Source organism: Collinsella aerofaciens (assembly GCF_018785245.1).
Lineage (GTDB): Bacteria > Actinomycetota > Coriobacteriia > Coriobacteriales > Coriobacteriaceae > Collinsella > Collinsella aerofaciens_AD.
Genome location: NZ_WQPL01000032.1, coordinates 1 through 23,804, shown reverse-complemented (window position 1 = coordinate 23,804; position 23,804 = coordinate 1). Strand labels below are relative to the sequence as shown.

Below are 23,804 nucleotides of genomic sequence, written 5' to 3'. Positions count from 1 at the left end.
CGGCCCGTTCTGGGCGCGCCTCAATCGTAGCCCGAGACGGTCCCGGGCTGACAATTTCGACTGTAATGGACGTTCTTAAATGACCAGTCATTAGGGACACCCTTGGCATGGCCTGCGCCAGCAATAGATACCACTTCACAGCTCCGTCACAGGTGTAGCGGCTTTGTGTGGGCGCGGCATGCGCTGACTGAGCCGCCAGCCGAGGGGCATAAAGCAGTTGAGCGAAAACGGTTTGCCCCTTTGCCGTTCGCTCGAGGATCATGTCCCCCTTTTCCGCGGAAACCCCGGCAGTTGCGAAGAGCTGCCGGGGTTTCTGTCGTTTGTGAGGCTAAGTCGGTACGCAGCGATCGAGACCTTGAGCCGCAAACCCACCGTGCGCAATGCGCACCGCCGCCAACTTGTGAGCGTGGCAACGCCTTCCCTGCCAAGCCCCGCGCTATACTCATCCGCATGGATATCAAAACACGCAACATAGCAACGCCCGCCGCGGACGCACCAGCAACGGCAGTGCCCACCCCCGTCGTGGGCCGCTTTGCCCCGTCGCCCTCGGGCCGCATGCACTTGGGCAACGTGTTCAGCTGCCTGTGCGCATGGCTTTCGGCCCGCAGCCAGGGCGGCAGCATCGTGTTGCGTATCGAGGACCTGGACGATCGCTGCAAGCGCCCGGAACTTGCCGCTCAACTGATTGACGATCTGACCTGGCTGGGGCTCGAGTGGGACGAAGGCCCCTACTACCAGCACGATCGCCTGGATCTGTACGAGGACGCCCTACGCCAGCTGCAAGACGCCGGCCTCACCTATCCCTGTTTTTGCACGCGTGCCGAACTCCACGCCGCGAGCGCGCCGCACGCCAGCGACGGCACGCCCATCTACCGCGGCGCCTGCAGAGGTCTTTCTGCTGATGAAATCACCCGCCGCAGTGCCCTGCGTGCTCCGGCCACGCGCCTGCGCGTGCCCACCGTCGACGACCTCGCCAGCGACGTGATCGAATTCGTGGACCGCACGTACGGAGCCCAATGCGAAGCACTCGCCACCGAGTGCGGTGACTTTTTGGTGCGCCGCAGCGACGGCGTGTTTGCCTATCAGCTGGCCGTGGTGGTCGACGACGCTGCCATGGGCGTCACCGAGATCGTACGCGGATGCGACCTGCTTGGTTCCACGCCGCGCCAGATCTATCTGCAACATCTGCTGGGACTGCCCACGCCGCACTACGCGCACATTCCGCTGCTCATGTCACCGGACGGCCGCCGCCTTTCCAAGCGCGATCGCGATCTGGACCTGGGCGAGCTCCGCACCCGCTTTGGCGCGCCCGAGGCACTACTGGGCTGGCTCGCCGGGCAAACAGGCATCGCGCCGGACGCCACACCGCGCTCTGCCGAGCAGCTGGTCGAGCACTTTAGCTGGGATGTTATCCGCACGCATCGGGAAAACATCACTGTAACGGTCGAGTAGCCAGCCACCCCGCCCCTACGCGACATCCCAGGGCTGGAGTTCGTCGCCCAGGCGGACAATACAGTCGTAGAGCACGGTGTGGCACTCGGCTGGGTTGGCGTCACGATGAAAATGCCCGTAGTACCAGCGCTTGTAGTCCAGGTGGTCCTCCAGCTCGTCGAAAAACGTGGTGAGTCGATCGACATCGGGATAATTCCAGCCAGGTGCCGGGTAAAGCGTGGGCGAAAGCATGCGCGTGGAGCAGGTATGGGTGATCGCATAGTCGACCTTCCAACCCACGCTGTCGAGCTTTGCCCGCGCCTCCTCAAAGTTGCGCTCGTCCGGCAGCTCCTGCGGCCACCAGCTGGAATACGGAATGCGGTATTCCTTATCCACGCTCGTGGCGCCGCCCATGGTAAAGATCGTTGAGCCGTCGAGCTCAAAAACCTCACCGCGCGTCAGGCGTCGGATGGGCGAGGTGTCCGACAGACGCTGCGTCAGGCCGCCGTGCCACAGCTCCATGGGGCGCTCCGACCAGTGATCGAAACGCTCGTGGTTGCCGTCGACAAACAGCACGGTATAGGGGCGCGACTCCAGCCAGGCGATGTCGGCACATTCCTCGGCAGAGAAATCCCACGGAAAGCCAAAGTCGCCCGCGATGATGAGATAGTCGTCACTTGTCAGACCATCCCCAAGATCCCAGTCGCGAAGCTTTTGCATGTCGACGCCGCCGTGAATATCGCCCGTCACATAGACCGTCATCGGATCACCACTTCTCTGTAAGTCGCTAGCCCACATTCTGCACGATCACTAAGTCAACCGTTCCAGCCCTTCCATCCTTTGGGACCTACCCCTCGCTCTTCCATCCAAACGGGTCAAACACCCAAAAGATCAGATCGAGCACGCCGCCGGTCATCGTGGCGCCGGCAAGAGCCATGCAAACATGCAGAAAGCTGGCACTTCGGAGCACGTCGAACGGCCCCAGAACAGCCAGCAGCGCGACCGCTGCGCCGGCTACGCACAGCGCGAGGCACGGCCCCGCGTCCTTAACGCACTTTTTTGCGAGATGCTTTGCGTTGTCACTCATCGGTATCGAACTCCTTAGAGGGTCGTTGTTCAGACGCATGCCGCCGCGGCAGAGCGGGGCGGCAGGGTAAGTGTCACATGCCGTGCGGACATCAATGGAGAAACCGCCTGCTCGACCAACCTTTGACGCCGTTTTGCACCGACACCACGTCCCCCGCTATCGAGGCCTAATACTTTTTTCCCACCGCCACCCAAAAACTCATCCAACATTAATCTTGGCTCAAGAATCGCTTAATCTATAACCTGCACCATAGAGTTCGACCAAGGGCGGGGCGGCGCCGCGCAACGCAGGCCGCCGAACGCAACGCTCGCGCCCATCGAACGAAAGGACAGGTCATGGACGACCTCGAAAAAGTTGAAACCATCCGCACCAAGTGCAACGTGAGCTACACCGATGCCAAGGCCGCACTCGACGCCGCCGACGGCAACGTTTTGGACGCCATCATTTGGCTCGAGTCGCAGGGCAAGACGCAGACCACATCGGCGCACGCCGCCACCGAGTCCGTGCCGGTCGATGAGCCCTCGGCCGAGATGGTCGCCGCGCAGGCAGCCTACGAGAAGTCGAGCGAAAAGACCGACTTCTCCAAGAAGATGGACAGCGTGTGGGAGTACCTCAAAAAGCTCTTCCGCCTGAGCCTGGACACCAAGTTTATCGCCACGCGCCGCGATGCGATCATCCTCAACATCCCCATCCTGATCCCCATCATCGCCCTGTTTGCCTGGGGCGCTACGATTTGGCTGATGCTGATTGGCCTGTTCTTTGGCATGCGCTACCGCATCGACAGCGACGGCGACGTGCCCGGCAGCATCAACAACCTTATGAATCACGCCGCCGACGCCGCGGACGACATCAAGCAAAATCTGAACGACGACAAGTAATCGCAGACGGGGGCACACATGGCACGGATCCTGATCGTAGAGGACGAGGAGAAAATCGCCCGCTTTGTGACGCTCGAGCTGGAGCACGAGGGCTACCAGGTGGAGCACGCCGCTGACGGCCGCACCGCCGTGGACCTGGCGCTGGAGCGCGACTACGATCTGATTCTGCTCGATGTGCTGTTGCCACAGCTCAACGGCATGGAGGTCCTGCGGCGTGTCCGCAAGCACAAGGATGTGCCGGTGATTATGGTCACCGCGCGAGATGCCGTGATGGACAAGGTGGCCGGGCTCGATGCCGGCGCCGACGATTACCTGACCAAGCCGTTTGCGATTGAGGAGTTGTTCGCACGGATCCGCGTTGCGCTGAAGCGCTCGGAGGCCGTGCGGACGGCTTCGGGCGTTGGCGGCATCGGGACGGGCGCGGCGAGCGACGCGGGCGTCGGCGCCGGTGCGATACCCCCGGTCAGCGACTCGGCCCAGGCTTCCGCCTCGCCCTCCCCCGCTACGCTCACCGTTGGCTCAGTCGTGCTCGATCCCGGCCGCCGCGAAGTCACAGTCGGCGGCTCGCCTATCGCGCTCACGGCTCGCGAGTTCGACATCCTCGCCCTGCTTATGGCGCATGCCGAGACCGTGCTCACACGCGAGCGCATCGCGCACGAAGCGCTGGGCTACGAATACGTGGGCGACACCAACAACGTCGACGTGCACATCGCGCACCTGCGCGCCAAGATCGAAGACGCTGGTGGCGCCCGCATCATCCAGACCGTGCGCGGGGTGGGCTATGTCTGCCGTGCGTAACGCCGAGTCCAAGCGCGTCACATCCATCGCCCGCGCCATCAACTGGAGCTATATGTGGCGCCGCTTGATGAGCTACGTCTGGCTCGATCTGTTGCTGATGGTGATTGCGGCGGCGATCCTCGTCTATGGATACAACCAAACGCTGCCCGACAGCGCGTTTACCGCAGGCTGGATTCCCGGCACCACCGTTCACGGCATGTCGCTGACGCCTGCGCGCGGCTGGGACCTGACAACGCTCACCTATACCGTCGAGCTTGCGCGTACCACCAAGACTTTCCCCCTCGCGCAGGACCTCGTCACGCTATGGCCTCTCTACCTTGTCGTTGTGGGTTGGCAGGTTATCAGCGTGCTCAACATGCTCGGCGGCGCCCGCCGCGTGCGCCGCACCATGGCGCCGCTCAACGAGCTGGCCCTGCGCGTGGACGAACTCGGTCGCATGCAGCCCTCCGGCGGCAAAATGGAAACACTGGAGCAGGCCATCGAGCGCGCAAGCGTCGACTCGCCGAGCGTCACCACCGGCGACGCCGACCTGGCGAGCATCGAGGTCGCACTCAACCGCCTACTGCGCCAGATGCAAGAGGCCAAGCTGCAGCAGATGCGCTTTGTCAACGATGCGAGCCACGAGCTGCGCACGCCCATCGCGGTGATTCAGGGTTACGTAAACATGCTCGACCGCTGGGGCAAAGACGACCCGGACGTGCTGGCAGAATCCATCGCCTCGCTCAAGGCCGAAAGCGAGCACATGCAAGAGCTCGTGGAGCAGCTGCTGTTTTTGGCGCGCGGCGATGCCGGGCGCACGGTCCTGCGGCGCGCGAATACCAACCTGGCCGCACTGGTCGGCGAGGTATGCGAGGAATCGCAGATGATCGATACCGAACACACGTATCGGCTGGCCTTTGACGCTGCGCTTGTCAGCGACCCACGCTGTGACGCGTCTGTCGACGTGGCGCTCGTGAAGCAGGCTCTGCGCGTGATCGTGCAAAATGCCGCCAAGTACTCGGATGCGGGAACGACCGTCACATTTGGCATAACGCCCGATGCGGGCATGGGCACGATCGACATAAGTGTTGAGGACGAGGGCATCGGCATGAACCAGGAATCCGCAGCTCACGCGTTTGAACGGTTCTACCGCGCCGACAACGCACGCGATGCCGGCGCGCAGGGCTCGGGTCTGGGGCTTGCCATTGCCAAGTGGATCGTCGATAGCCATGGCGGCGTCATCGGCGTGACCTCGGTCGAGGGCGTCGGCAGCCGCTTTACGATTCGCCTGCCGCGGTAGGAAGCCCCTCGGCATAAATAAAGGGATAGGGCCACGCGGCCCTATCCCTTTTTGCTAGCTATGGCAGCTTGTGCGCTACTCGCGGCACAGGTGCACGGCGAAACCGGCGAACTCGCGCTTAAAATACACGAGCTTGGTGCCGCCGTCGGGCAGCAGCACGCGCGACTCCTCGTTGACCTCGAGCCCGCGCTCGGCAAACCACTTCTCGGCCGCATCGATGTCGTTGACGGCAAAGCCGATGTGGCCCTTGGCGCCACGACCGTTCTGCTTCATGATCTCGACCAGCGAATCGTTAAAGTACGAAACGGGGGTCTCGATAACGGGCAGGCCCATCATCGTCGAGAACAGCTCCGCGATCTCCAAGGCATCTGCCGGGTCGGTGGCGTTAATGCCCACATGGGCAACGCGCATACCAAAGAGCTCTACCGGGTTGGCGTTCTGCTCACTCATGCAGTCAGCGCCTACTGGGCCATGACGTCGAGAACGGCCTTCTCGGCGGCAACGCGGTTCATGCCGGTCATGAAGGGCACGCCGCTCACGTACGGGCAGGTGAGGCCCTCGGGGGCAACGGTGGTTGCAATCAGCAGGTCGGCGCCCTCGTCGCAAGCATCCTTGGCCTCGGAGATGGCGCACTGCACGATCTCATACTTGCCGGCATAACCGTTGGCGTCGAGCATGGTGGCGACCTTCTGGGCAACGAGCGTGGAAGTAGCAGCGCCAGCACCGCAAGCCAAAACGATCTTCTTCATAGGTAATGTCTCCCTTCATGGTTTACTTTAGGTAAGTGTACCGCAGCGAGCGATGGCACTCGGCCTCGATGAGCTTTTATGCCAGTTTGCTTGCGCGCTGCGTATAATACATCTAGTACGTGTTGTCATACCGCTCGCTTTATGAGCGACTAAGGACCCTAATATGCCCGATTCCCGCACCCTCTGGACCGCCGTCGTTATCATCTGCATCGCCGTGTCGGTGTTCTTTAGCGTCAAAAAACGCACCACGTTCAAGCGCCTGCAGCAGCTTATGGCTGCCAAGCAGTGGGACGAGTTCGATCGTTTGCTCGACGGCAAACTCACCAGCATGCTGTACCCGCGCTACAACCGCGACTACCTGCGTCTGAACTCCTATCTGCTGCGCGAGGACCACGAGCGCGCCAGCGAGATGTTCGACCTGCTGCTGGGACTCAATCTCCCCAAGATGCAGCGCGTCGACCTGGTGATTAAGGCCTTTAACTACTATGTTGGCCAGGAGGACCGCAAAAAGTCCAAGGAGCTTCTGCACGAGATCAAGGGCTTTGAGGGCGGTCAGGCCGAGGCGGTCGCGCACGAGTGCCAGCTGATGTACGACACGATGATCCTCAAGCGCCACAACGACATTCCCGAGCTGGAGCGCATGCTCGAGGATGCCGGTGACGACAAGGTCAAGAGCTGCCGCCTGGAATACCTGTTGGCCCTGCAGTACAAGAACAAAGGCGACGAAGCCAAGTTCCAAGAGTTCCTGGAGAAGTCAGGCCAACACTCGATGGCCGTCAACGCGTAACGGACGGCTTGTGCTAGACTTCTAGTCTCACGGGGGCGTGGCGGAATTGGCATACGCAGGAGACTTAAAATCTCTCGCCGCAAGGATTGTGGGTTCGAGTCCCACCGCCCCTACCATGTGATTGCTTGCGAGCCCGTGTTCCCCAGGGATGCGGGCTCGCTTCTTTTACACGCCGGCGGGGCTCTAAGTTGCGGTGGAATAGTTCCTGTTTTGACAGTTTACCAGCCCATTTAGGAACTATTCCACCGCAACTTAGGTTGGTGTTCCCACATTTTCCGATGGAAAAACGTGGTTGTCTCCCACATTTTCCGATGGAAAAACGTGGTTGTCTCGCACATTTTTCGATGGAAACGCCCAAATGGCCTTATACTAGCCGAGAGGGTTGGGAGGCAATATGCAGCGACAGCTTATGAGTGAACTTATCGCTTGGAAATCAAGGGCGAATCGCAAACCTCTCTTGCTTAAGGGAGCCCGCCAGACAGGAAAGACTTGGCTTCTTAACGAATTCGCAAGCCAGCAGTATCGAAACGTCATTCGTTTTGACTTTATGCTCGAGCCGAGCACACGCTCGCTGTTCGATGGGAACCTCGACCCCAAGCGCATCATCTCCCAGATAGAACTCCTACGTGGCCAAACCGTAACGCCGGAAGACACGCTCATCATCTTCGACGAGATCCAAGAGGCACCACGCGGGATCACCTCACTCAAGTACTTCAACGAACTTGCACCCGAATACCACATCGTGGCAGCCGGTTCCTATATGGGCCTCGCGCTCCGACGCGAAAACGAGTCATTTCCCGTCGGTAAAATCGACCAGCTCACCATGCGTCCCATGGGGTTTGCCGAATTCGTTCGTGCCGTCGACGGCGGCCCGCTCGCCGACGCCATCCTTGCCGCAGACATGAACCTTCTAGCAAACGTTACCGAAAAGCTCGAGCACTTGCTCAAGGAATACCTTGTTGTCGGCGGTATGCCCGAAGTTGTCTCCGCTTTCGCCGAGACACGCGATTTCATCGAAGCCCGAAGGCTTCAGCAGCAAATCATCGAGGCTTACGAATCCGATTTTGGCAAACATGCACCCGCCCGCATCGTCGAGCGCATGAGGTTGGTTTGGAAATCCCTTCCCGGCCAGCTTGCAAAGGAGAACAAGAAGTTTGTCTATGGCGCCCTTCGTCCCGGAGCGCGCGCACGCGATTTCGAGGAAAGCCTCCAGTGGCTCACGGACTACGGAATCGTTCATAAGGTGCCACGTGTTTCCGCTCTAAAGGCACCGCTCTCGAGCTACGAAGACCTCTCGGGCTTCAAACTGTTCTGCATCGACACCGGCATCCTCGGAGCGCTCTCCGGTCTCTCTCCGGCCATCGTTCTTAACGGATCCGCTGTTTTTACCGAGTTCAAAGGTTCGCTGACCGAACAATACGTCGCGCAGGAGCTTTTGCTCCAGGACAAAACTCCCGCGTATTGGTCCTCTACCTCTGGCAATGCCGAAACCGACTTTGCCATCGACCATGCGGGAACCGTGCTTCCGCTTGAGGTCAAGGCGGCAGAGAACCTTAAAGCGAAGAGTCTAAAAATAGCCTGCGAAAAATTCAAGCTCGAGCGTTGCGTGAGGAGCTCCCTGGCGGCATATAGAGACGAGGGCATGCTCGTCAATATTCCGCTTTGGGAGATTGGGCAAATCGACAAGCTGGCATAGGCGCTGTGGGGACGCCCCACAAGGACTGTCCCCAGGTGCCGGCAGAAAAGGAACGTCCCCAGGTGCCGGCTGTTGAGTTGCGGTGGAATAGGGACTGTTTGGTGCCCGAAAGGGCGATTTTAGTCCGTATTTCACCGCAACTTATTTAGAGGGTGCTGAGGCTCGGGGTCCAGGCGATGGTGGGAGTCGCGCCGTCGAGAACCTCGTTGATGGTGGCGGCCATGCCGGCGAGGAGGCTGTTCTCGCTTACGGTGAGCATGTCGTAACCGCCGGCTCGCATGAGCTCGCGAATCACCACGGCGCCGGCCAGAATCACGCCCGCGCGTTTGGGCTGTACACCCGGTAGCGCGGCGATACCCTCCACATCCAGCGTAGACATACGATCGATAGCGGCCGAGATCTGCTCCATCGAAAGCTCGCGCAGGTGCACAAAGCTCGAGTCGTACGGCTCCAGCTCGTGGACCAGCGCCACGAGCGTGGTGACGGTACCGCCCACCGCGACCAGGCGCTCGGCGCGCTCAAAATCGCTCGGCAGGCTCTCAAAGTAAGCCTCGAACTGCTCGCCCGCCCAGTCGGCAGCGGCAGCAAGCTCGCCGTCCGAAGGCGGCAACGCCGAGAAGAAACGCTCCGTCACACGACGGCAACCAATGTCCAGTGAGCGCGTTCCCTCCAGCGCGAAGACCCCGCGCTCCGGCGCGTAGACGCCCGTCGCGAGCTCCGTGGATCCGCCACCCGAATCGGCAACAATGATGCGCTCGCCAGCAAAGTCGTGCGCCACGCCAAAAAACGTCAAGCGCGCCTCGACCTCGCCCGGAATCACCTGCGGCTCGAGTCCCAGCTCGCGCAGGCCATCCAGTAGCAGCGCGGCATTGGACGCATCGCGCGCGGCGCTCGTGCACGTGGTGCAGACGCACGCGGCCCCAAAGGCACGCGCCTCGTCCACAAACATGCGGCATGCGGCGAGCACGCGCTCGACCGCTGCCTCGCAAAAGCGGCCCGTCGCGTCGACGCCCTCACCCAGATCGGTAATCTCGGTATGCTTGGACGATTCCACGATCGCCCCGGCCTCGACCTGCGCCAGCACCAGTCGCGACGACACCGTTCCCAGGTCGATCGCCGCTACCTTATATCGTTTGCAATTTGTCATTGCGGGCTCCCCTCCGGGCGCTATTTGCCGTTGGACACGACCGTCTGGCCCTCGACGCCGTTAAACCCAAACAGCATGTCGAGCGCCTGGATGTACCACGGCGCGTCCTTGCCGACTTCTTCGATTTCCTTGGCAACTTCGCTGGCCTTCTTGGCGTTCGACGACTTCTGGCTCGACGAGGCATCCGAATCGCCGTCCAGGCCCTGCACTTCAATCCTCTTTTCGCCGGGCATCACCAAGCCCAGGTCCTCGGATGCCGCATCCTTGATACCCTCCTCCGAGAGCAGCTTGTCGACGCTTTTTTGTAGCTCGTCGTTATATTGCTCGCGAATCTCGACCTGCTTGGCCAAGATATCGCTCGAACGCTTTGCCACGTACAGGTCGCGCACGGGGAAATACAGGCTCACGAGCACCAGGGCAACGACGATGCCGATGAATAGCCCTCGCTGAGGACCGTGGGTAAAATCGTAGATCGCCTTGACCACCGCGTTGTCGTTGGCGTAGTGCATAAAGTCCGAGCCCGAAAGACGGCTCGAGGGCCTGCTCGACCTATCGTGCGTTTGAGCCGACGAGCGCTGAGCATGCGACGAACGTGCCGGGCGCACCGGTCCATCTGTCGAAGTATTCACTTGAGCATTGGGGCGCGAGGTACTTGTCGGGCGCTGCATGGAGCGGTCGGCGTCAGCGTAGGCGGACCCACCGAGCTGCACCGTGCGTGCACGGCGAGGCGACGGCTCACGCGAACCGGCGGAATAGTACCTGTTGTCGTAAATCTGATCCATGTGCGCCTTGTGCGGTTGAGGTTTGTTTGCGCTAAGTATTCTAGTTATAGCACGAGCGCCCGCACCGCCTTCGCCAGCCTTTGCTCGACATAAAAAAGGCGCTGAGCCATATGGCCCAACGCCCATAGCGCCTTGCGGCATCCAGCCAAGGCGAGGCGGAACCGAGTCAGCCTCCCCCTCGCCAAATTCGCCCGTTTAGCGAATGTTGTAGAACGCGGTCTTGCCGGCGTAGCGCGCGCTGCCCTCGAGCTCGTCCTCGATGCGGATGAGCTGGTTGTACTTGGCGATGCGGTCGCTGCGGCACGGGGCGCCCGACTTGATCTGGCCGGCGTTGACGCCCACGACCAGGTCGGCGATCGTGGAGTCCTCGGTCTCGCCGGAGCGGTGGCTCACGATGCAAGCGTAACCGGCCTCCTTGGCGGTCTCGATGGCCTCGAGCGACTCGGTGAGCGTGCCGATCTGGTTGACCTTGACCAGGATCGCGTTGGCGGCACCCAGCTCGATGCCCTTCTTGAGGCGCTCGGTGTTGGTGACGAACAGGTCGTCGCCCACCAGCTGCACCTTGTTGCCAATGCGACGGGTGAGCTCGACCCAGCCGTCCCAGTCCTCCTCGGCCATGCCGTCCTCGATGGAGATGATGGGATAGGTGTCGACGAGTTTCTCCCAGTAATCGACCATCTGAGCGCTCGTATACTCAACGCCCTCGCCCTTGAGCTCGTACATGCCGGTCTCGGCGTTGTAGAACTCGGTCGAGGCCGGGTCCATGGCGTACATGAAGTCGACGCCGGGCTTAAAGCCAGCCTTCTCGACGGCCTTAGTAATGTACTCGAACGGCTCGGCATTGGTCTTAAGGTTGGGGGCAAAGCCGCCCTCGTCGCCCACGCCGCCGCCCAGGCCGGCCTCGTGCAGCACGCCCTTGAGGGTGTGGTAGACCTCGGCGCACCAGCGCAGGCCCTCGGCAAAGCTCGGGGCGCCCACCGGCATGATCATAAACTCCTGGAAGTCAACGTTATTGTCGGCATGCACGCCGCCGTTGAGGATGTTCATCATGGGCGTGGGCAGCAGATGGGCGTTGACGCCGCCCAGGTACTGGTACAGTGACAGGCCCGCCGACTCGGCAGCGGCGCGGGCGACGGCCAGCGACACGCCCAGGATGGCGTTGGCACCGAGCTTGGTCTTGTTGGGGGTACCGTCCGCGGCAATCAGCGCGGCATCGACGGCGCGCTGGTCGAAGGCGTCGAGGCCCACGACGGCGTTAGCGCACTCGTTGTTGACGTGCTCGACGGCCTGCGAAACGCCCTTGCCCAGGTAGCGGCCCTTGTCGCCATCGCGCAGCTCGCAGGCCTCAAAGGCGCCGGTCGAAGCACCCGAAGGCACCATTGCGCGGCCAAAGCTGCCGTCCTCGAGCACGACCTCGACCTCGACGGTGGGATTGCCGCGGCTGTCGAGCACCTCGCGACCGTAGACGTCCAAAATATCGCTCATGTTGTCTCCCTCTCACTTGGAAACGTAGTGGATGCAAGCGACTGACCGACTGTGCACCGTCGGTGCACCTCCGTAAGTTAGCCATGTCGCACTTTTTGCATTATGCCCTAAGTTAGCCGAGGGATACACTTGATTTTCGAAAAATTTAGCGGGGACGATGAGGCGCGTCAGCCCGTCGTTCCCGCAGTCTTACTCCTCCGCCTTTGCGGCATCCCACAGGTCGTTGAGGCCGTGGGTCGAAAGCTCGGCAAGATCCACGTGGGCATCGGCCGCCATCTGCTCCATCGCGGCCCAGCGGCGGCGGAACTTTGCCGTACTGGCACGGAGGGCGCTCTCGGCGTCAATGCCCTCTTTGCGCGCAACGTTGACCAGGGCAAAGAGCAGGTCGCCAAACTCCATTTCGCGCTCGGGCGTTCCGGGGGCCTCGGCCTCAAACTCGGCACGCTCCTCGGCGACCTCGTCCCACACGTCCTGGACCGTCTCCCACTCAAAGCCCACGGCAGCTGCCTTGCGCGACACCTTCTGCGCCTGCATCAGCGCCGGCAGATGCGTGGGCACACCATCGAGCAGACCCTCGGGCGCGGCCTCACCCGCCGCCACGGCTTTGTCCTTGGCGGCCTTCTCGGCAAGCTTGACCTCGTCCCAAATCTTGAGTACCTCGTTGGAGCTGTCGGCATCCACATCGCCGAACACGTGCGGATGACGGCGGATGAGCTTGGCATCGATATCACGCGCCACGTCGGCCAGTGTAAACTCGCCGGCGTCAGCAGCAATCTGCGCATGCAGCACGACCTGCATGAGCACGTCGCCCAGCTCCTCGCGTAGGTGAACCGCGTCGTCCGCCTCGATGCAGTCGAGTGCCTCGTAGGCCTCCTCGATCATGTTCTTGCCGATGCTGCGGTGCGTCTGCTCACGGTCCCACGGGCAGCCATCGGGCTGACGCAGGCGCCAGATGGTCTGCACCAGATGCTGCAGCTCGGTCGACGCGTCTACCAGCGTAGACAGATCGCGCGAGCCCTCGGCATTTTGCTGAGCCATATGCTGCGCCATGGCTACTCCCCCTCCATGACCACGTGGCGGAACGCGCCGCCCTCGTAGATGCCGTAGCTGTGCGTACCGTCCTTGGGAATGCTCACGCTGCCGGGGTTGAAAAGCCACAGGCCCGGGTGCGCGGCGCTCTCCTCGTTGATCTTGATGTGCGTGTGACCGTAGACGAGCGCGGAGCCCTCGGGCAGCGCGGGCGCGTGGTCGACGCTGTTGTGCATGCCGGCGCCAAAGACATGGCCGTGCGTCAAGAACAGCTCACGGCCGGTTTCGTCAAACAGCGTGGCGTAGTCAGTCATGACGGGGAAGTCGAGGACCATCTGGTCGACCTCGGCGTCGCAGTTGCCGCGCACCGCGATGATGCGGTCGGCTAGGGCGTTGAGCAGCGGAATTACGCGCTTGGGAGCGTAATCGCGCGGCAGGTCGTTGCGCGGACCGTGATAGAGCAGGTCGCCCAGCAGGACGATGCGATCGGGGTTCTCGCGCTCGATGGCAGCGACGAGGCGCTCGGCCCAGTATGCCGAGCCATGGATGTCGGAGGCGATGAGGTATTTCATGAGGGTCCTTTCGGGTGGGGTTAATTGGGCTGGGCGCGGCGTGTCACCGGCCGCGTTACTCAAATCGGAGCGCCGCAGCTTGCGCCGCCTGCATCACGCGTTGGAGCGGCACGCCATGTTCGCGGGCAAGACGGGCGCAATCCTCGTACTCGGGCGCCGCGCGCTCGCTGCCGTCGGGTAGGGTCGCCACCTTTACGGCCACCTCGCCCCAAGGCGTCGCCACCTGCTCAAAACGGCGCGGCAGGCAGACGCGCTCCATAACCTGGCGGCGAATGCCGTTGGTCGTGGTTTCCAAGAAAATGATCGTCTGCAAGCGCTCGATATCCTCGTTCGAGCAGATTACCTGCAGCTGCCAGCCGGGGCGACCTTTTTTGCAGTAGAGGGGAAGCCAGTGCACCTCGCGGGCACCCGCCTCGCGCAGACGGTCGGCGGCGTAGGCGAGTACCTCGGGCGACGCATCGTCGATGTCGCACTCCAGCTTGACGATGGTCTCGGGCGCATCGGTCTCGCGTGATAGCGGAGATGTACTTCCACGTTGCATACGGTCCGGATCCTTTCCGCACGGGCTCGTTTTGTTCACTCAAACGCTAGCACATCGCGGGCGACGTGGATGTGGCGGAGCGCGATGAACCCGATTTTCCTTGTCCGCAAAAAACCGACACTCCACCGCCTCATCCAAACATGTACATCAGCCTCCAAACATGCCATTTTTTGCAGCTTTTGGAGGCTGATGTACATGTTTTGGAGCAAGACCGATGTCGCGAGCTCGCCCTTATGTGTTGCCCGTCCTTTCCAGTCGATTTCGGCCCCCGGCGCGCTCGTCGCATCGGGGGCCGCGCCGTTACAATGGAGCGGATTCGCTTGACGCAAAGGAGCCGCCATGTCTGCTTGCCCGCTGATCGATTGCCATACCCACACCTCGTTCTCGGACGGACACGCCTCGTTTGAGGACAACGTTCGCGCCGCCGCTGCGGCCGGCTGCCAGGTCATGGTCTCGACCGACCACCTCACCCTGCCTGCCAGCATGGATGCCAATTGCGAGGTTCAAGTTGTCGAGGGCGACTTGCCGGCACATCGTCTGGCTTTTGAGGATGCTCGCAAGCTTGCCGCGCAGATTGCGCCGGAGCTCAGCTTTATCTATGGCTTTGAATGCGATTGGTACGAGGGCTGCGAGCCTTTGGTTGAGCGCTGGTCCCAGGGCGCCGTCGTGCGCCTGGGCAGTGTGCATTGGATTGGCAACCCGGGCGATATTGCGGCAGGTGCTGCGGACACGGCGGGGACGGAGGATGTCGCTCGTCCCGATACGCCCGATTCGCGCTGCGGTTGGATCGACGATGATACCGACCTGCATGTTTGGGAAAACTTAGGCGAGCGGGGCGTGTGGGAGCGCTATGTCGATGACTGGTGCCGCGCCTGCGAGAGCCCGCTCAACTTTGATGTGATGGCTCACCCCGACCTGGTCATGCGCTTTTCGAAGGAAGGCTTTGCGCCCGATTTTGACCCTGCACCGTTTTGGCAGCAGATGGCCGAGTGCGCGCACGATACGGGCCGCCGCGTTGAGGTCTCGACCGCCGCACCGCGCAAGGGGCTCGACGACTACTACCCCGCAACCGGTCTTTTGCGCTGCTTTGCCCATGCCGAAGTGCCGATCACCTTTGGCTCGGACGCGCACCGCGCCTGCGATATCTGCTGGAACATCCGCGAGGCCCAGGCGCACGCCTACGACTGCGGTTATCGAACCTTCGACATCCCCCACGCCACCGGCGAATGGGAATCCACGCCCCTCGCCTAACTGGTCGTTTAAGAACGTCCCCAATGACTAGTGGCGGCGGGCGTTGAGTTCGCCGGCAAGCTCGTCGAGGGTGATACCGTAGCGCTCAAGGGTTACGAGCAGGTGGTAGACCAGGTCGCCGGCCTCGTAGCGGATGTGATCGTGATCGTTATCCTTGCAGGCCATGATCACTTCGCTCGACTCCTCGGCAAGCTTCTTGAGCAGCTCGTCCTCGACGTCGGTCAGCAGACGCGCGGTATAGCTCTCCTGCGGCGATGCATCACGACGACCGTGAATCACCTCGGCGAGCCCCGTCAGCGTCTCACCGATATTTCCATCCTGAACGTTTGCGGTGCGCACACCCATGGTTCAATCCTTTCTGGTGGCCGAGCGTCTAATCGAGCGCCCGCCCTACGCGAGTTTCTTGAAGAAGCAGGTACGGTTGCCGGTATGGCAGGCCGGGCCCGGCGAGTCGACCTTGACCAGCAGCGTATCGCTATCGCAGTCGGCCCAGAGCTCCTTGACCGCTTGCATATTGCCGCTCGTCGCGCCCTTGTTCCAGAGCTCCTGGCGACTGCGGCTCCAAAACCACGTGGTGCCGGTCTTGAGCGTCAGCCCCACCGATTCCTCATTCATCCAGGCAACCATAAGCACCTCGCCGGTGTCATACTGCTGAACAACACAAGGAATCAGCCCCTTGGCGTCGTATTTGAGCTCGGACGCAGTTGTCACTTGCTCCATTTAAAAATCCAATCTCACGGGAATAGCCTGCGACGCCATATACTCCTTCACCTGGCGAATGCTGAAGGTTCCAAAGTGAAAGACGCTCGCCGCCAGCACGGCATCGGCCTCGCCCTCGATCACGCCCTCGGCAAAATGCTCGAGCGTACCCACGCCGCCGCTCGCAATAACGGGAATCGGCACCGCACGCGCCACGGCACGGGTGAGTGCCAGGTCAAAGCCGGCCTTGGTGCCGTCGCGGTCCATACTGGTCAGCAAGATCTCGCCGGCGCCGCGACGAGCCGCTTCCTCGGCCCACGCCACCGCGTCGATGCCCGTGGCGTTGCGGCCGCCCGCCGTGAAGACCTCCCACTTGTCGGCACCAGATGCGCCGGGCAAACCGACGCGCTTGGCATCGATCGCCACGACCACGGCCTGGCTACCAAACGCCGCGGCAGCCTGGCTAATCAGCGACGGGTCGCGCACGGCGGCAGAGTTGAGCGACACCTTGTCGGCACCGGCTGCAACCATGGTGCGCATGCCCGCCAGGTCGCGAAAACCGCCGCCCACGGTATAGGGAATGGCTAGCTCCTCGGCCGCATGCGCCGCCATCTCGATGGTCGTCGCACGGTTGTCGCTCGTGGCGGTAATGTCCAAGAAGACGACCTCGTCCGCACCCTCGCGGTCGTAGGCGCGCGCCAGCTCCACCGGATCGCCCGCATCGCGCAAGCTCACAAAGTTGACGCCCTTGACCACACGGCCGTCCTTGACGTCCAGGCAGGGAATCACACGTTTGGTAAGCATGGGCTACTCCTCCCCTCGGGCGGCGGTCAGCGCCTGTACCAGCGTAAAGTTGCCCTCGTAGAGCGCGCGACCGGTAATGGCACCTTCAATCGCGCCCTCACCCACTGCGGCCAGCGCGCGGATGTCGTCGAGCGTCGAGATGCCACCCGATGCCACGACGGGAAAGCCCGCGACCTCGGCCACATGGCGATACGCCGCCACATCGATGCCCGCCTGCATGCCATCGCGCGCAATGTCGGTATACACCAGATGCTTAAAACCCAGCTCGGAAAGCTGCGCCACGGCGTCGTCGAGCGCCACGCCCGCGCCGTCACGCCAGCCATTCACCTTGACCTGGCCGTCGCGTGCGGCAATATCTGCCACCAACAGCTCGCCAAAGCCTTGGGCCGCCACCTCGGCAAAACCCGGCTCGGTCACCAGCACGGTACCCAGTGCAATGCGGCGAGCACCGTAGCCGGCCAGCTCGTCGATGCGCGCGAGCGAGCGGACGCCGCCGCCCACGTCCACAGACAGACCGTCGACACCGCAGATGGCCTTAATCGCCGCCGAGTTGGCAGCGCATGTGTCCTCGTCCTCGCCAAAGGCAGCGGACAGGTCGACGACATGCACCCAGCCTGCGCCCTGTTCGGCAAACGAGCGGGCGACGGCCACAGGGTCGTCGGAATATACCTTGCAGCGGCTCCGGTCGCCGCGCTCCAGGCGCACGACCTTGCCGCCGATCAGATCGATTGCGGGAAACAGGATCATCGGCCGGCCTCCTCGACGATGTTGACGAAGTTCTTAAGGATGCGCTGACCCAGCGCGGAGGATTTCTCGGGATGGAACTGGCAGCCCCACACGTTGCCATGGCGCACGATGCACGGGAAACTCCGCGTATAGTGCGTGCACGCCAGCACATCGGCGGCATCGGCATCGTCTGCTACCGCGTAGCTGTGGGTGAAGTACATGTTGACACCCTCGGCAAAACCGGCAAGCAGTGGATCGGCCGCGCCGGCAGGCGTCATGTGCACCTGATCCCAGCCCACGTGCGGGACCTTCAGACGGCTAGACTCCAGACGCGTGCACGAGCCGCGCATGATGCCCAGGCCATCGACCCAGGGGCCGCCATCCTGCTCGGGGGCGCTGCCATCCGCGGCCTCACCCGTAGGAACGCCCTCATTACCGCGCTCAAAAAATAGCTGAAGGCCCAGGCAGATGCCGAGCAGCGGAGTTCCAGCGGCGACGGCATCGAGCACGGCCGTCTCCTCGCCGCTCTGGCGCATAAAGGCAATCGCGTCATAGAACGCACCCACGCCCGGAATGACCAGGCCGTCGGCGTTGCGGATCTGCTCCGGATTGTCCGACGTGCAGGCGGCGGCACCGGCGCGTGCAAGCCCGCGCACGACGCTCGACAAGTTGCCCTTGTGGTAGTCGACCACCACGATCTTCGGTTCGCCCACGCGACCCTCCCTTATCTCATTCAAAACCTGTCCTTTTTTGGCAGGTTACAGCGAGCCCTTGGTGCTGGGGATACCCTGCACGCGGGGATCGTGCTCGCAGGCGTGGCGCATCGTGCGGCCCACGGCCTTAAAGGCGGCCTCGATAATGTGGTGCGAGTTGCCGCCCGCCAGCTCGCGCACGTGCAGCGTGAGTTTGGCATCGCGTGCGAAGGCATAGAAGAACTCAACGGCCAGCTCGGTATCGAAGCCGCCCACGCGCTCGGTCGGCATGGGCAGCTCGCAATAGGCCTGCCCGCGGCCCGAGATATCCACGGCGGCCATCACGAGCGTCTCGTCCATGGCGATCGCCGCGTCGGCAAAGCGCGTAATACCCGCCTTACCGCCCAGCGCCTGGCAAAACGCCTCGCCCAGTACAATACCCGTGTCCTCAACGGTATGGTGCGCGTCGACTTCCACGTCGCCTACCGCATGTACTGTCAAATCGAACAGGCCATGGCGACCAAAGGCGTTGAGCATATGGTCGAAAAACGGCACGCCGGTCGAGATATCGCACACGCCGCTCCCGTCCAGGTCGAGCTTGACGACAATGTCGGTCTCGCCCGTCTTACGGGTCACCTCGGCATAACGGCCCATCTACATCTCCTCCTTCACCAGCGTGGCAAACGCAGCCAGCACCTCATCGTTTTCTTGCGGGGTGCCCACGGTAATGCGCAGGCAGTCCGCGAGCCCCAGTGCGTAGCTAAAGTCGCGCACCAAAATCGAGTACTCGTCGCGCAGGCGCTCGCGCACGCGCGTGGCATGCGGCGTACGTACGAGTACAAAGTTCGCCGCACTCGGCCATGCCTCCACTGGCAGGCCCTCGGCAGCCATTGCGCGCAGGGCGCACAGCTCGCGCTCGCGCTCGGATGTGACCTGTGCCACCACGGGCGCGTATGCGTCGCGGGCACGCACACAGGCAAGTGCCGCGGCTTGGCTCAGCACATTGACCGAGTAGATCTGGCGAATCGCCGCGAACACGTCGATAACCTCGGGTGCCGCGATCACGTAGCCCAGCCGCGTTCCGGCAGCGCCAAACGCCTTGGACAGCGTATGCAGAATCACCAGGTTGGGATGCTCGGCGATAAGCCCCTGCGCCGTGGTGGCCGCGCCAAACGAATCGTCAGCAAACTCAACGTAGGCCTCGTCGACCATCACCATGCCGGGGCACGCATCGCACAGGGCCGCGACAAAGTTGAGCGGCGCCACGTCGCCCGTGGGGTTATTGGGCGAGGTCACGATCGCCAGGTTGCACTCGGGCGCCGCCGCAAGCACGGCTGCCTGGTCGAGCTCAAAGGTCGCGGGGTCTCGCCACACGTCGCGCACCTCGGTCTGGCAGAGCGACGCAAAGAACGCATACTCGCTAAAGCACGGCGGGCAGTTGAGCAGGGTCCGCCCCGCGCCGCCAAACGCCAGCAGGTAGTTATAGAGCAGCTCGTCGCCGCCGTTTCCCACGCAAATATTCTCACGCGCCACGCCATGCCAGGCAGCAAGCTCATCGCGCAGGTCGTTGGACATGGGGTCGGGATAGCGGTTGAGCGGCGTGGCGGCCAGGGCCGCGTCGACCGCCTTGCGCACGCCAGCCGGCACGGGATAGGTGTTCTCGTTGGCCGAAAGATTGATGCGCGTAGGCGTAAAGTTGGGATCATAGGGCTCGATGCCGGCCAGGTAGGGCTGGACGAGCTCCTTCATGCGCGGCGTCAGCTCGGCCATATTAGGCCTCCTCGCCGGTCGCGCCAGCGCCATCCGCGCCTGCAGCCGCCAGGTCCACACCCTCGGCGACCGTCGCCACGGCGTCGCCCGGCCAGGCAACCTTGGTCAGGTCGGCCGCGGCGAGCGACTCGGCACTCACGGCATCCTCGCCCTGTTCCAGCACGCGGCGACGCAGGGCGGCGGATAGCGCGTGCGCCCACAGTCCCTCGGCTTCGGCCAGGCGCTGCGTAGCGGGAGCGTCGGAGAGCAGGCCCTCGGGTGTATAGCAAATGACGCTCGAGCGCTTGACGAACTCTTCGACCGAAAGCGGGTTGGAGAACATGGCCGTACCGCCGGTCGGCAGCGTGTGGTTGGGGCCGGCAACGTAATCGCCGAGCGGCTCGGAGCTCCAAGCGCCCACAAAGATGGCGCCGGCGTTGCGAATGCCGCCAAGCAGGCCCATCGCGTCCCTGCAGTGCAGCTCAAGGTGCTCGGGCGCCACGGTGTTCACCGCCTCGACGGCGGCAGCCATGTCGGCGGCCACCACGATGGTGCCCTCGTTATCGAGCGAGGCACGCGTGATCTCGGCACGCGGCGACTGCGCCACCAGGATGTCGATGCCGGCCTCGACCTCGCGCGCAAACTGCTCGTCACAAGTCACCAGATAGCAGGCTGCCAGCGGATCGTGTTCGGCCTGGGCCATCAGGTCGGCCGCGACCACCATGGGCTTGGCCGTGGCATCGGCCAGCACACAGACCTCGGAGGGACCGGCGACCATATCGATACCCACGTCGCCCGAGACAATCTGCTTGGCCGCGGCAACAAAGGCGTTGCCCGGACCAGTGATTTTGTCGACGCGCGGAATGGTCTCGGTGCCGTACGCCAGCGCGGCCACGGCCTGAGCGCCACCCACCATATAGATTTCGTCCACGCCGCCGAGTTTTGCCGCGGCGAGCGTGTAGGGGCTGATCAGGCCGTCTTTTTGCGGCGGGGTCACCATTACCACGCGCTTGACGCCGGCGACCTTGGCGGGAATGGCGTTCATGAACACCGTGGAGGGATACTGCGCGCGACCGCCCGGCACGTAGATGCCGGCCGCCGCGAGCGGGGTCACCTTAACGCCGAGAATCGTGCCGTCCGGGCGCGTGGTAAACCAGCTCTGCTCGACCTCGCGCTGGTGGAATTCGCGAATCTGGCGTGCAGCCTTTTCGAGCGCCGCGACAAAAGCGGGATCGAGGCCTTCGAGCGCGGCATCGATCTGCTCCTGCGGCAAGCGGAAGCTCTGCAGCTCGACACCGTCAAAACGCTGGCAGTAATCGCGCACCGCGGCATCGCCGTTGGCACGCACGTTGGCCACGATATCGCGGGCGGCGGCGACGATGTTTTGCGGCAGCACGCCCTTGCGGTTGAGCTGGTTGGTAACGAGGCGCTCACCGGGAGCAAGCTTGATGGTCTTCATACCGGTATCCCCTATCGGTCGAGGTTGTGTTCGAAAAACGAGAGGCCGGGCGGCGGCGCCAATCGGCCCGCAGCCCAGACGTTGGGACGCCCGTGCGTGCTCGCGCTATTGTGCCGAGCCCGCAACGGGCTCAAAATGCTTGTCCTTCACGGCCGCGGCCAGACGATCTGCCAGATTGCGTACACGCGAATCCAGGCGCGCGGCACCTGGATTGACAAAGAAACGGGCCGTGCAGTCCATGATGCGACCGGTAATGATCAGGTCGTTGTCGCGTAGCGTGGCACCCGTGGCGGTAATGTCCACGATGCGATCGGTCATGCCGACGATGGGGCCCAGCTCGATGTTGCCGTGCAGCGAAACGATGTCGGCGTTCACGCCTCGCTCGGCATACCAGGCGCTCGCGATGCGCGGATACTTGGTGGCCACGCGAAGCGACCCGCGACGAGCATAGTTGCGCTCGGCCTGACCGGCGCGCCGTGCGGGCTCCGCCTCGATAAAGGTGCACAGGCCATAGCCCAGGTCGACCAGCTGCAGCAGGTTGAGGTCTGCCTCGATGAGCGAGTCCCAGCCGCAGATGCCGCAATCGGCACCGCCGCAACCCACAAAGGCAGGCGCATCGCTGGGACGCACGATGACAAACTCGATATCGCCGACCGTACCCTCGCCGGTACGCGTGTCGCGGCCGCGCACGATCAGGTGACGGCCGGGATCGCGCAGCTCAGAGACGTCCAGGCCCGCGACCTCGAGCACGTCGAGCGTGTCGGCCTTAAGCGAGCCCTTGGGCACGGCGATGCGCAGCGGGCCCTCGGCACCACGGCCCACGGCATGATCGCCGTCGGAAGCGGCATCCTCGGCCGAGGTGCGCGCGGCCTCCAGGCGCTCGAGCGAAAAGGCGAAGCCCGCCGCCGGCACCTCGATACCGTCGCCAAATGCGCCGGTAAAGATGGAGTCGTAGCGACCGCCCGAGCCCACCGGATCGGGCAGGCCGCCGGCATAGGCCTTAAAGACCAGGCCCGTGTAGTAATCGAAAGAGTTCATGATGGAGAAGTCGAATGACAGCACCTGGGCGTCCTCGGGTGCCAGGCCCTCGACCAGGGCACGCAGCTCGCGCGTCAGCGGCGCGACAATACCGGCGGCCTCCAGCAGCGCGTCCACGCGGTCGAGCACCTCGGCACCGCCGTGCAAACGCGGCAGCTCGCTAATGGCGGCCTTGACGGCATCGGACTCGGTGCTTGCCGCCACGCGGGCATCGAGGCCCACAAAGTCGTTGGCGTGCACGCAGCGCAGGGCCTCAGCGGCCAGCTCGCGATCCTCACACGCCGCGAGCAGCTCCTTAAACGGACGCACGCTACCCGCGATAATGTGCGCATCGGGAAGTGCCAGCTTGCGCACCGCCTCGGCCACGAGCGAGACGATCTCGACATCGCCCGCGGTATCGCCCGCACCGATAAGCTCAAAGCCCAGCTGTGTAAACTGGCGCGAGCCACCGGCATTGCGCTGACACTCGCGAACCACCGGCGCCTCGTAGCGAAGGCGTAGGGGCAGGTCGGCCGCGCGCATGCGGGTCGAAACCAGACGCACGATCGGCAATGTGTTGTCGGAACGGACCACCAGCAGGCGGCCGTCATCGTCAAAGAGCTTAAACGGCGTGTCCGCAATGCGGCCGCCTTCCTCGAGCGAACCCTTGTCCTCGAGCAGCGGCGTCTCGACCGGAAGGTAATGATGCTCCCTGAAGCAGCCCTTCACCGTCAGCGCAATCTCCTCGCGCGCCTGAGCCTCCTCGGGCAATATGTCCCGGAATCCCCACGGTGTGGCCGTCATCTGGTGAGCCTCCTCATGCTGTGTTTCGTATGGAACAGAAGACCGGCATAGCTCCGCCGGTCTTCTGGGTACTTTAGCATACTAGAGTGTTTGCGGGGAGAATCGTCCTCCTCGGCTCACACCGTATTCATTTGGAAACATAGGGCGAGCGGTTAGCAGCAGCCTCTTGTCGCAACGCAAAAAGGGCGCCCGCGCAAATGCGGACGCCCTTGTGCAGGGTCGAGATATCAACCAGCCAAGATATCGGACCCGTGACCAGCTCTTAGTAGTCGAACTGGTGGTAGTAGCGGCGGTACTTGAGGTTGTGCTTGGTGACCAGCTCGTAGTTGCGCGCGAGGCGGT

Annotated in this window: 26 protein-coding genes and 1 tRNA gene; 8 read left to right on the top strand and 19 right to left on the bottom strand. The window is 62.9% G+C overall.

What is annotated here, in order from left to right:
- The first annotated feature begins 555 nt into the window (after positions 1-555).
- Complete coding sequence (gluQRS, locus tag GPK39_RS07305) at positions 556-1,452, top strand: tRNA glutamyl-Q(34) synthetase GluQRS (RefSeq protein ID WP_252204788.1); 897 nt, start codon at positions 556-558, stop codon at positions 1,450-1,452.
- 15 nt (positions 1,453-1,467) lie between these two features.
- On the opposite strand, the gene GPK39_RS07300 is transcribed toward gluQRS, so the two are convergent.
- Positions 1,468-2,193 (bottom strand): metallophosphoesterase, encoded by a 726-nt coding sequence (locus tag GPK39_RS07300; RefSeq protein ID WP_117847872.1) that lies wholly within the window; start codon positions 2,191-2,193, stop codon positions 1,468-1,470.
- An 85-nt stretch (positions 2,194-2,278) separates the two neighbouring features.
- Positions 2,279-2,518, bottom strand: coding sequence for a hypothetical protein (locus GPK39_RS07295; RefSeq protein ID WP_117847870.1), 240 nt, complete (start codon positions 2,516-2,518; stop codon positions 2,279-2,281).
- A 335-nt stretch (positions 2,519-2,853) separates the two neighbouring features.
- Here GPK39_RS07295 and GPK39_RS07290 point away from each other — a divergent pair, with 335 nt between their 5' ends.
- The 3 genes from GPK39_RS07290 to GPK39_RS07280 are packed head-to-tail and all read left to right on the top strand — an operon-like array spanning position 2,854 to position 5,473.
- Positions 2,854-3,396: a UBA domain-containing protein gene (locus GPK39_RS07290; RefSeq protein ID WP_215674708.1), complete on the top strand. Its 543-nt coding sequence runs from the start codon at positions 2,854-2,856 to the stop codon at positions 3,394-3,396.
- Positions 3,397-3,414: 18 nt separating this feature from the next.
- Positions 3,415-4,194 carry a response regulator transcription factor gene (locus GPK39_RS07285; RefSeq protein WP_215674706.1) on the top strand — a complete coding sequence of 260 codons (780 nt, stop codon included), beginning with the start codon at positions 3,415-3,417 and terminating at the stop codon, positions 4,192-4,194.
- The gene (locus GPK39_RS07280) at positions 4,178-5,473 is read left to right on the top strand and encodes a sensor histidine kinase (protein ID WP_215674704.1); all 1,296 of its coding nucleotides are present in this window, start codon (positions 4,178-4,180) and stop codon (positions 5,471-5,473) included. Before GPK39_RS07285 ends, GPK39_RS07280 begins: the two co-directional genes overlap by 17 nt.
- A gap of 75 nt (positions 5,474-5,548) precedes the next feature.
- On the opposite strand, the gene GPK39_RS07275 is transcribed toward GPK39_RS07280, so the two are convergent.
- Positions 5,549-5,923: a VOC family protein gene (locus GPK39_RS07275; RefSeq protein ID WP_117757630.1), complete on the bottom strand. Its 375-nt coding sequence runs from the start codon at positions 5,921-5,923 to the stop codon at positions 5,549-5,551.
- 11 nt (positions 5,924-5,934) lie between these two features.
- Positions 5,935-6,222: a PTS sugar transporter subunit IIB gene (locus GPK39_RS07270; protein ID WP_055252380.1), complete on the bottom strand. Its 288-nt coding sequence runs from the start codon at positions 6,220-6,222 to the stop codon at positions 5,935-5,937.
- A 163-nt stretch (positions 6,223-6,385) separates the two neighbouring features.
- Between GPK39_RS07270 and GPK39_RS07265 the strand changes: the two genes are divergently transcribed.
- The 3 genes from GPK39_RS07265 to GPK39_RS07255 all read left to right on the top strand — a co-directional run bounded on the left by GPK39_RS07265 (position 6,386) and on the right by GPK39_RS07255 (position 8,705).
- Positions 6,386-7,009 (top strand): hypothetical protein, encoded by a 624-nt coding sequence (locus tag GPK39_RS07265; protein ID WP_215674702.1) that lies wholly within the window; start codon positions 6,386-6,388, stop codon positions 7,007-7,009.
- 31 nt (positions 7,010-7,040) lie between these two features.
- A tRNA-Leu gene (locus tag GPK39_RS07260) sits at positions 7,041-7,125 on the top strand.
- A gap of 278 nt (positions 7,126-7,403) precedes the next feature.
- Positions 7,404-8,705, top strand: a complete 1,302-nt coding sequence (locus GPK39_RS07255) for an ATP-binding protein (protein ID WP_215674700.1) — start codon at positions 7,404-7,406, stop codon at positions 8,703-8,705.
- Between the two features lie 145 nt (positions 8,706-8,850).
- Here GPK39_RS07255 and GPK39_RS07250 read toward each other — a convergent pair whose 3' ends face one another.
- From GPK39_RS07250 to larC2, 6 genes are all read right to left on the bottom strand, one after another.
- Positions 8,851-9,852 (bottom strand): Ppx/GppA phosphatase family protein, encoded by a 1,002-nt coding sequence (locus tag GPK39_RS07250; protein WP_215674698.1) that lies wholly within the window; start codon positions 9,850-9,852, stop codon positions 8,851-8,853.
- 20 nt (positions 9,853-9,872) lie between these two features.
- Positions 9,873-10,634 (bottom strand): hypothetical protein, encoded by a 762-nt coding sequence (locus GPK39_RS09550; RefSeq protein ID WP_252204784.1) that lies wholly within the window; start codon positions 10,632-10,634, stop codon positions 9,873-9,875.
- Between the two features lie 195 nt (positions 10,635-10,829).
- Positions 10,830-12,119, bottom strand: coding sequence for a phosphopyruvate hydratase (eno, locus tag GPK39_RS07240; protein WP_118377254.1), 1,290 nt, complete (start codon positions 12,117-12,119; stop codon positions 10,830-10,832).
- Positions 12,120-12,308: 189 nt separating this feature from the next.
- Positions 12,309-13,169 carry a nucleoside triphosphate pyrophosphohydrolase gene (gene mazG, locus GPK39_RS07235; RefSeq protein WP_195622296.1) on the bottom strand — a complete coding sequence of 287 codons (861 nt, stop codon included), beginning with the start codon at positions 13,167-13,169 and terminating at the stop codon, positions 12,309-12,311.
- Between the two features lie 2 nt (positions 13,170-13,171).
- On the bottom strand, positions 13,172-13,720 hold the full coding sequence (yfcE, locus tag GPK39_RS07230; RefSeq protein WP_215674696.1) for a phosphodiesterase: 549 nt from the start codon (positions 13,718-13,720) through the stop codon (positions 13,172-13,174).
- 55 nt (positions 13,721-13,775) lie between these two features.
- Positions 13,776-14,261: a nickel pincer cofactor biosynthesis protein LarC2 gene (gene larC2 / locus GPK39_RS07225; protein ID WP_052044107.1), complete on the bottom strand. Its 486-nt coding sequence runs from the start codon at positions 14,259-14,261 to the stop codon at positions 13,776-13,778.
- A 339-nt stretch (positions 14,262-14,600) separates the two neighbouring features.
- Here larC2 and GPK39_RS07220 point away from each other — a divergent pair, with 339 nt between their 5' ends.
- The gene (locus GPK39_RS07220) at positions 14,601-15,512 is read left to right on the top strand and encodes a PHP domain-containing protein (RefSeq protein ID WP_215674694.1); all 912 of its coding nucleotides are present in this window, start codon (positions 14,601-14,603) and stop codon (positions 15,510-15,512) included.
- A gap of 27 nt (positions 15,513-15,539) precedes the next feature.
- Here GPK39_RS07220 and hisE read toward each other — a convergent pair whose 3' ends face one another.
- The 9 genes from hisE to hisG form a co-directional block, all read right to left on the bottom strand.
- Positions 15,540-15,857 (bottom strand): phosphoribosyl-ATP diphosphatase, encoded by a 318-nt coding sequence (gene hisE, locus GPK39_RS07215; protein WP_148332629.1) that lies wholly within the window; start codon positions 15,855-15,857, stop codon positions 15,540-15,542.
- Positions 15,858-15,902: 45 nt separating this feature from the next.
- Positions 15,903-16,232 (bottom strand): phosphoribosyl-AMP cyclohydrolase, encoded by a 330-nt coding sequence (gene hisI / locus GPK39_RS07210; RefSeq protein WP_195240749.1) that lies wholly within the window; start codon positions 16,230-16,232, stop codon positions 15,903-15,905.
- Positions 16,233-17,015, bottom strand: a complete 783-nt coding sequence (gene hisF, locus GPK39_RS07205) for an imidazole glycerol phosphate synthase subunit HisF (RefSeq protein ID WP_215674693.1) — start codon at positions 17,013-17,015, stop codon at positions 16,233-16,235.
- Between the two features lie 3 nt (positions 17,016-17,018).
- On the bottom strand, positions 17,019-17,762 hold the full coding sequence (locus tag GPK39_RS07200; protein WP_215674691.1) for a 1-(5-phosphoribosyl)-5-[(5-phosphoribosylamino)methylideneamino]imidazole-4-carboxamide isomerase: 744 nt from the start codon (positions 17,760-17,762) through the stop codon (positions 17,019-17,021).
- Positions 17,759-18,454 carry an imidazole glycerol phosphate synthase subunit HisH gene (gene hisH / locus GPK39_RS07195; protein ID WP_215674689.1) on the bottom strand — a complete coding sequence of 232 codons (696 nt, stop codon included), beginning with the start codon at positions 18,452-18,454 and terminating at the stop codon, positions 17,759-17,761. Before hisH ends, GPK39_RS07200 begins: the two co-directional genes overlap by 4 nt.
- 45 nt (positions 18,455-18,499) lie before the next feature.
- Positions 18,500-19,087 carry an imidazoleglycerol-phosphate dehydratase HisB gene (gene hisB / locus GPK39_RS07190; protein ID WP_215674687.1) on the bottom strand — a complete coding sequence of 196 codons (588 nt, stop codon included), beginning with the start codon at positions 19,085-19,087 and terminating at the stop codon, positions 18,500-18,502.
- Positions 19,088-20,203: a histidinol-phosphate transaminase gene (hisC, locus tag GPK39_RS07185; protein WP_035137727.1), complete on the bottom strand. Its 1,116-nt coding sequence runs from the start codon at positions 20,201-20,203 to the stop codon at positions 19,088-19,090.
- Position 20,204: 1 nt separating this feature from the next.
- Positions 20,205-21,641, bottom strand: a complete 1,437-nt coding sequence (gene hisD, locus GPK39_RS07180; protein ID WP_215674685.1) for a histidinol dehydrogenase — start codon at positions 21,639-21,641, stop codon at positions 20,205-20,207.
- A gap of 105 nt (positions 21,642-21,746) precedes the next feature.
- Positions 21,747-23,462 (bottom strand): ATP phosphoribosyltransferase, encoded by a 1,716-nt coding sequence (gene hisG, locus GPK39_RS07175; RefSeq protein WP_215674682.1) that lies wholly within the window; start codon positions 23,460-23,462, stop codon positions 21,747-21,749.
- Positions 23,463-23,804 lie beyond the last annotated feature (342 nt).

Excerpts from the sequence above, each read along its gene's own strand:
- gluQRS (WP_252204788.1), top strand. The coding sequence starts at position 556 with ATGCACTTGGGCAACGTGTTCAGCTGCCTGTGCGCATGGCTTTCGGCC.
- GPK39_RS07300 (WP_117847872.1), bottom strand. The coding sequence starts at position 2,193 with ATGACGGTCTATGTGACGGGCGATATTCACGGCGGCGTCGACATGCAA.
- GPK39_RS07295 (WP_117847870.1), bottom strand. The coding sequence starts at position 2,518 with ATGAGTGACAACGCAAAGCATCTCGCAAAAAAGTGCGTTAAGGACGCG.
- GPK39_RS07290 (WP_215674708.1), top strand. The coding sequence starts at position 2,854 with ATGGACGACCTCGAAAAAGTTGAAACCATCCGCACCAAGTGCAACGTG.
- GPK39_RS07285 (WP_215674706.1), top strand. The coding sequence starts at position 3,415 with ATGGCACGGATCCTGATCGTAGAGGACGAGGAGAAAATCGCCCGCTTT.
- GPK39_RS07280 (WP_215674704.1), top strand. The coding sequence starts at position 4,178 with ATGTCTGCCGTGCGTAACGCCGAGTCCAAGCGCGTCACATCCATCGCC.
- GPK39_RS07275 (WP_117757630.1), bottom strand. The coding sequence starts at position 5,923 with ATGAGTGAGCAGAACGCCAACCCGGTAGAGCTCTTTGGTATGCGCGTT.
- GPK39_RS07270 (WP_055252380.1), bottom strand. The coding sequence starts at position 6,222 with ATGAAGAAGATCGTTTTGGCTTGCGGTGCTGGCGCTGCTACTTCCACG.
- GPK39_RS07265 (WP_215674702.1), top strand. The coding sequence starts at position 6,386 with ATGCCCGATTCCCGCACCCTCTGGACCGCCGTCGTTATCATCTGCATC.
- GPK39_RS07255 (WP_215674700.1), top strand. The coding sequence starts at position 7,404 with ATGCAGCGACAGCTTATGAGTGAACTTATCGCTTGGAAATCAAGGGCG.
- GPK39_RS07250 (WP_215674698.1), bottom strand. The coding sequence starts at position 9,852 with ATGACAAATTGCAAACGATATAAGGTAGCGGCGATCGACCTGGGAACG.
- GPK39_RS09550 (WP_252204784.1), bottom strand. The coding sequence starts at position 10,634 with ATGGATCAGATTTACGACAACAGGTACTATTCCGCCGGTTCGCGTGAG.
- eno (WP_118377254.1), bottom strand. The coding sequence starts at position 12,119 with ATGAGCGATATTTTGGACGTCTACGGTCGCGAGGTGCTCGACAGCCGC.
- mazG (WP_195622296.1), bottom strand. The coding sequence starts at position 13,169 with ATGGCGCAGCATATGGCTCAGCAAAATGCCGAGGGCTCGCGCGATCTG.
- yfcE (WP_215674696.1), bottom strand. The coding sequence starts at position 13,720 with ATGAAATACCTCATCGCCTCCGACATCCATGGCTCGGCATACTGGGCC.
- larC2 (WP_052044107.1), bottom strand. The coding sequence starts at position 14,261 with ATGCAACGTGGAAGTACATCTCCGCTATCACGCGAGACCGATGCGCCC.
- GPK39_RS07220 (WP_215674694.1), top strand. The coding sequence starts at position 14,601 with ATGTCTGCTTGCCCGCTGATCGATTGCCATACCCACACCTCGTTCTCG.
- hisE (WP_148332629.1), bottom strand. The coding sequence starts at position 15,857 with ATGGGTGTGCGCACCGCAAACGTTCAGGATGGAAATATCGGTGAGACG.
- hisI (WP_195240749.1), bottom strand. The coding sequence starts at position 16,232 with ATGGAGCAAGTGACAACTGCGTCCGAGCTCAAATACGACGCCAAGGGG.
- hisF (WP_215674693.1), bottom strand. The coding sequence starts at position 17,015 with ATGCTTACCAAACGTGTGATTCCCTGCCTGGACGTCAAGGACGGCCGT.
- GPK39_RS07200 (WP_215674691.1), bottom strand. The coding sequence starts at position 17,762 with ATGATCCTGTTTCCCGCAATCGATCTGATCGGCGGCAAGGTCGTGCGC.
- hisB (WP_215674687.1), bottom strand. The coding sequence starts at position 19,087 with ATGGGCCGTTATGCCGAGGTGACCCGTAAGACGGGCGAGACCGACATT.
- hisC (WP_035137727.1), bottom strand. The coding sequence starts at position 20,203 with ATGGCCGAGCTGACGCCGCGCATGAAGGAGCTCGTCCAGCCCTACCTG.
- hisD (WP_215674685.1), bottom strand. The coding sequence starts at position 21,641 with ATGAAGACCATCAAGCTTGCTCCCGGTGAGCGCCTCGTTACCAACCAG.
- hisG (WP_215674682.1), bottom strand. The coding sequence starts at position 23,462 with ATGACGGCCACACCGTGGGGATTCCGGGACATATTGCCCGAGGAGGCT.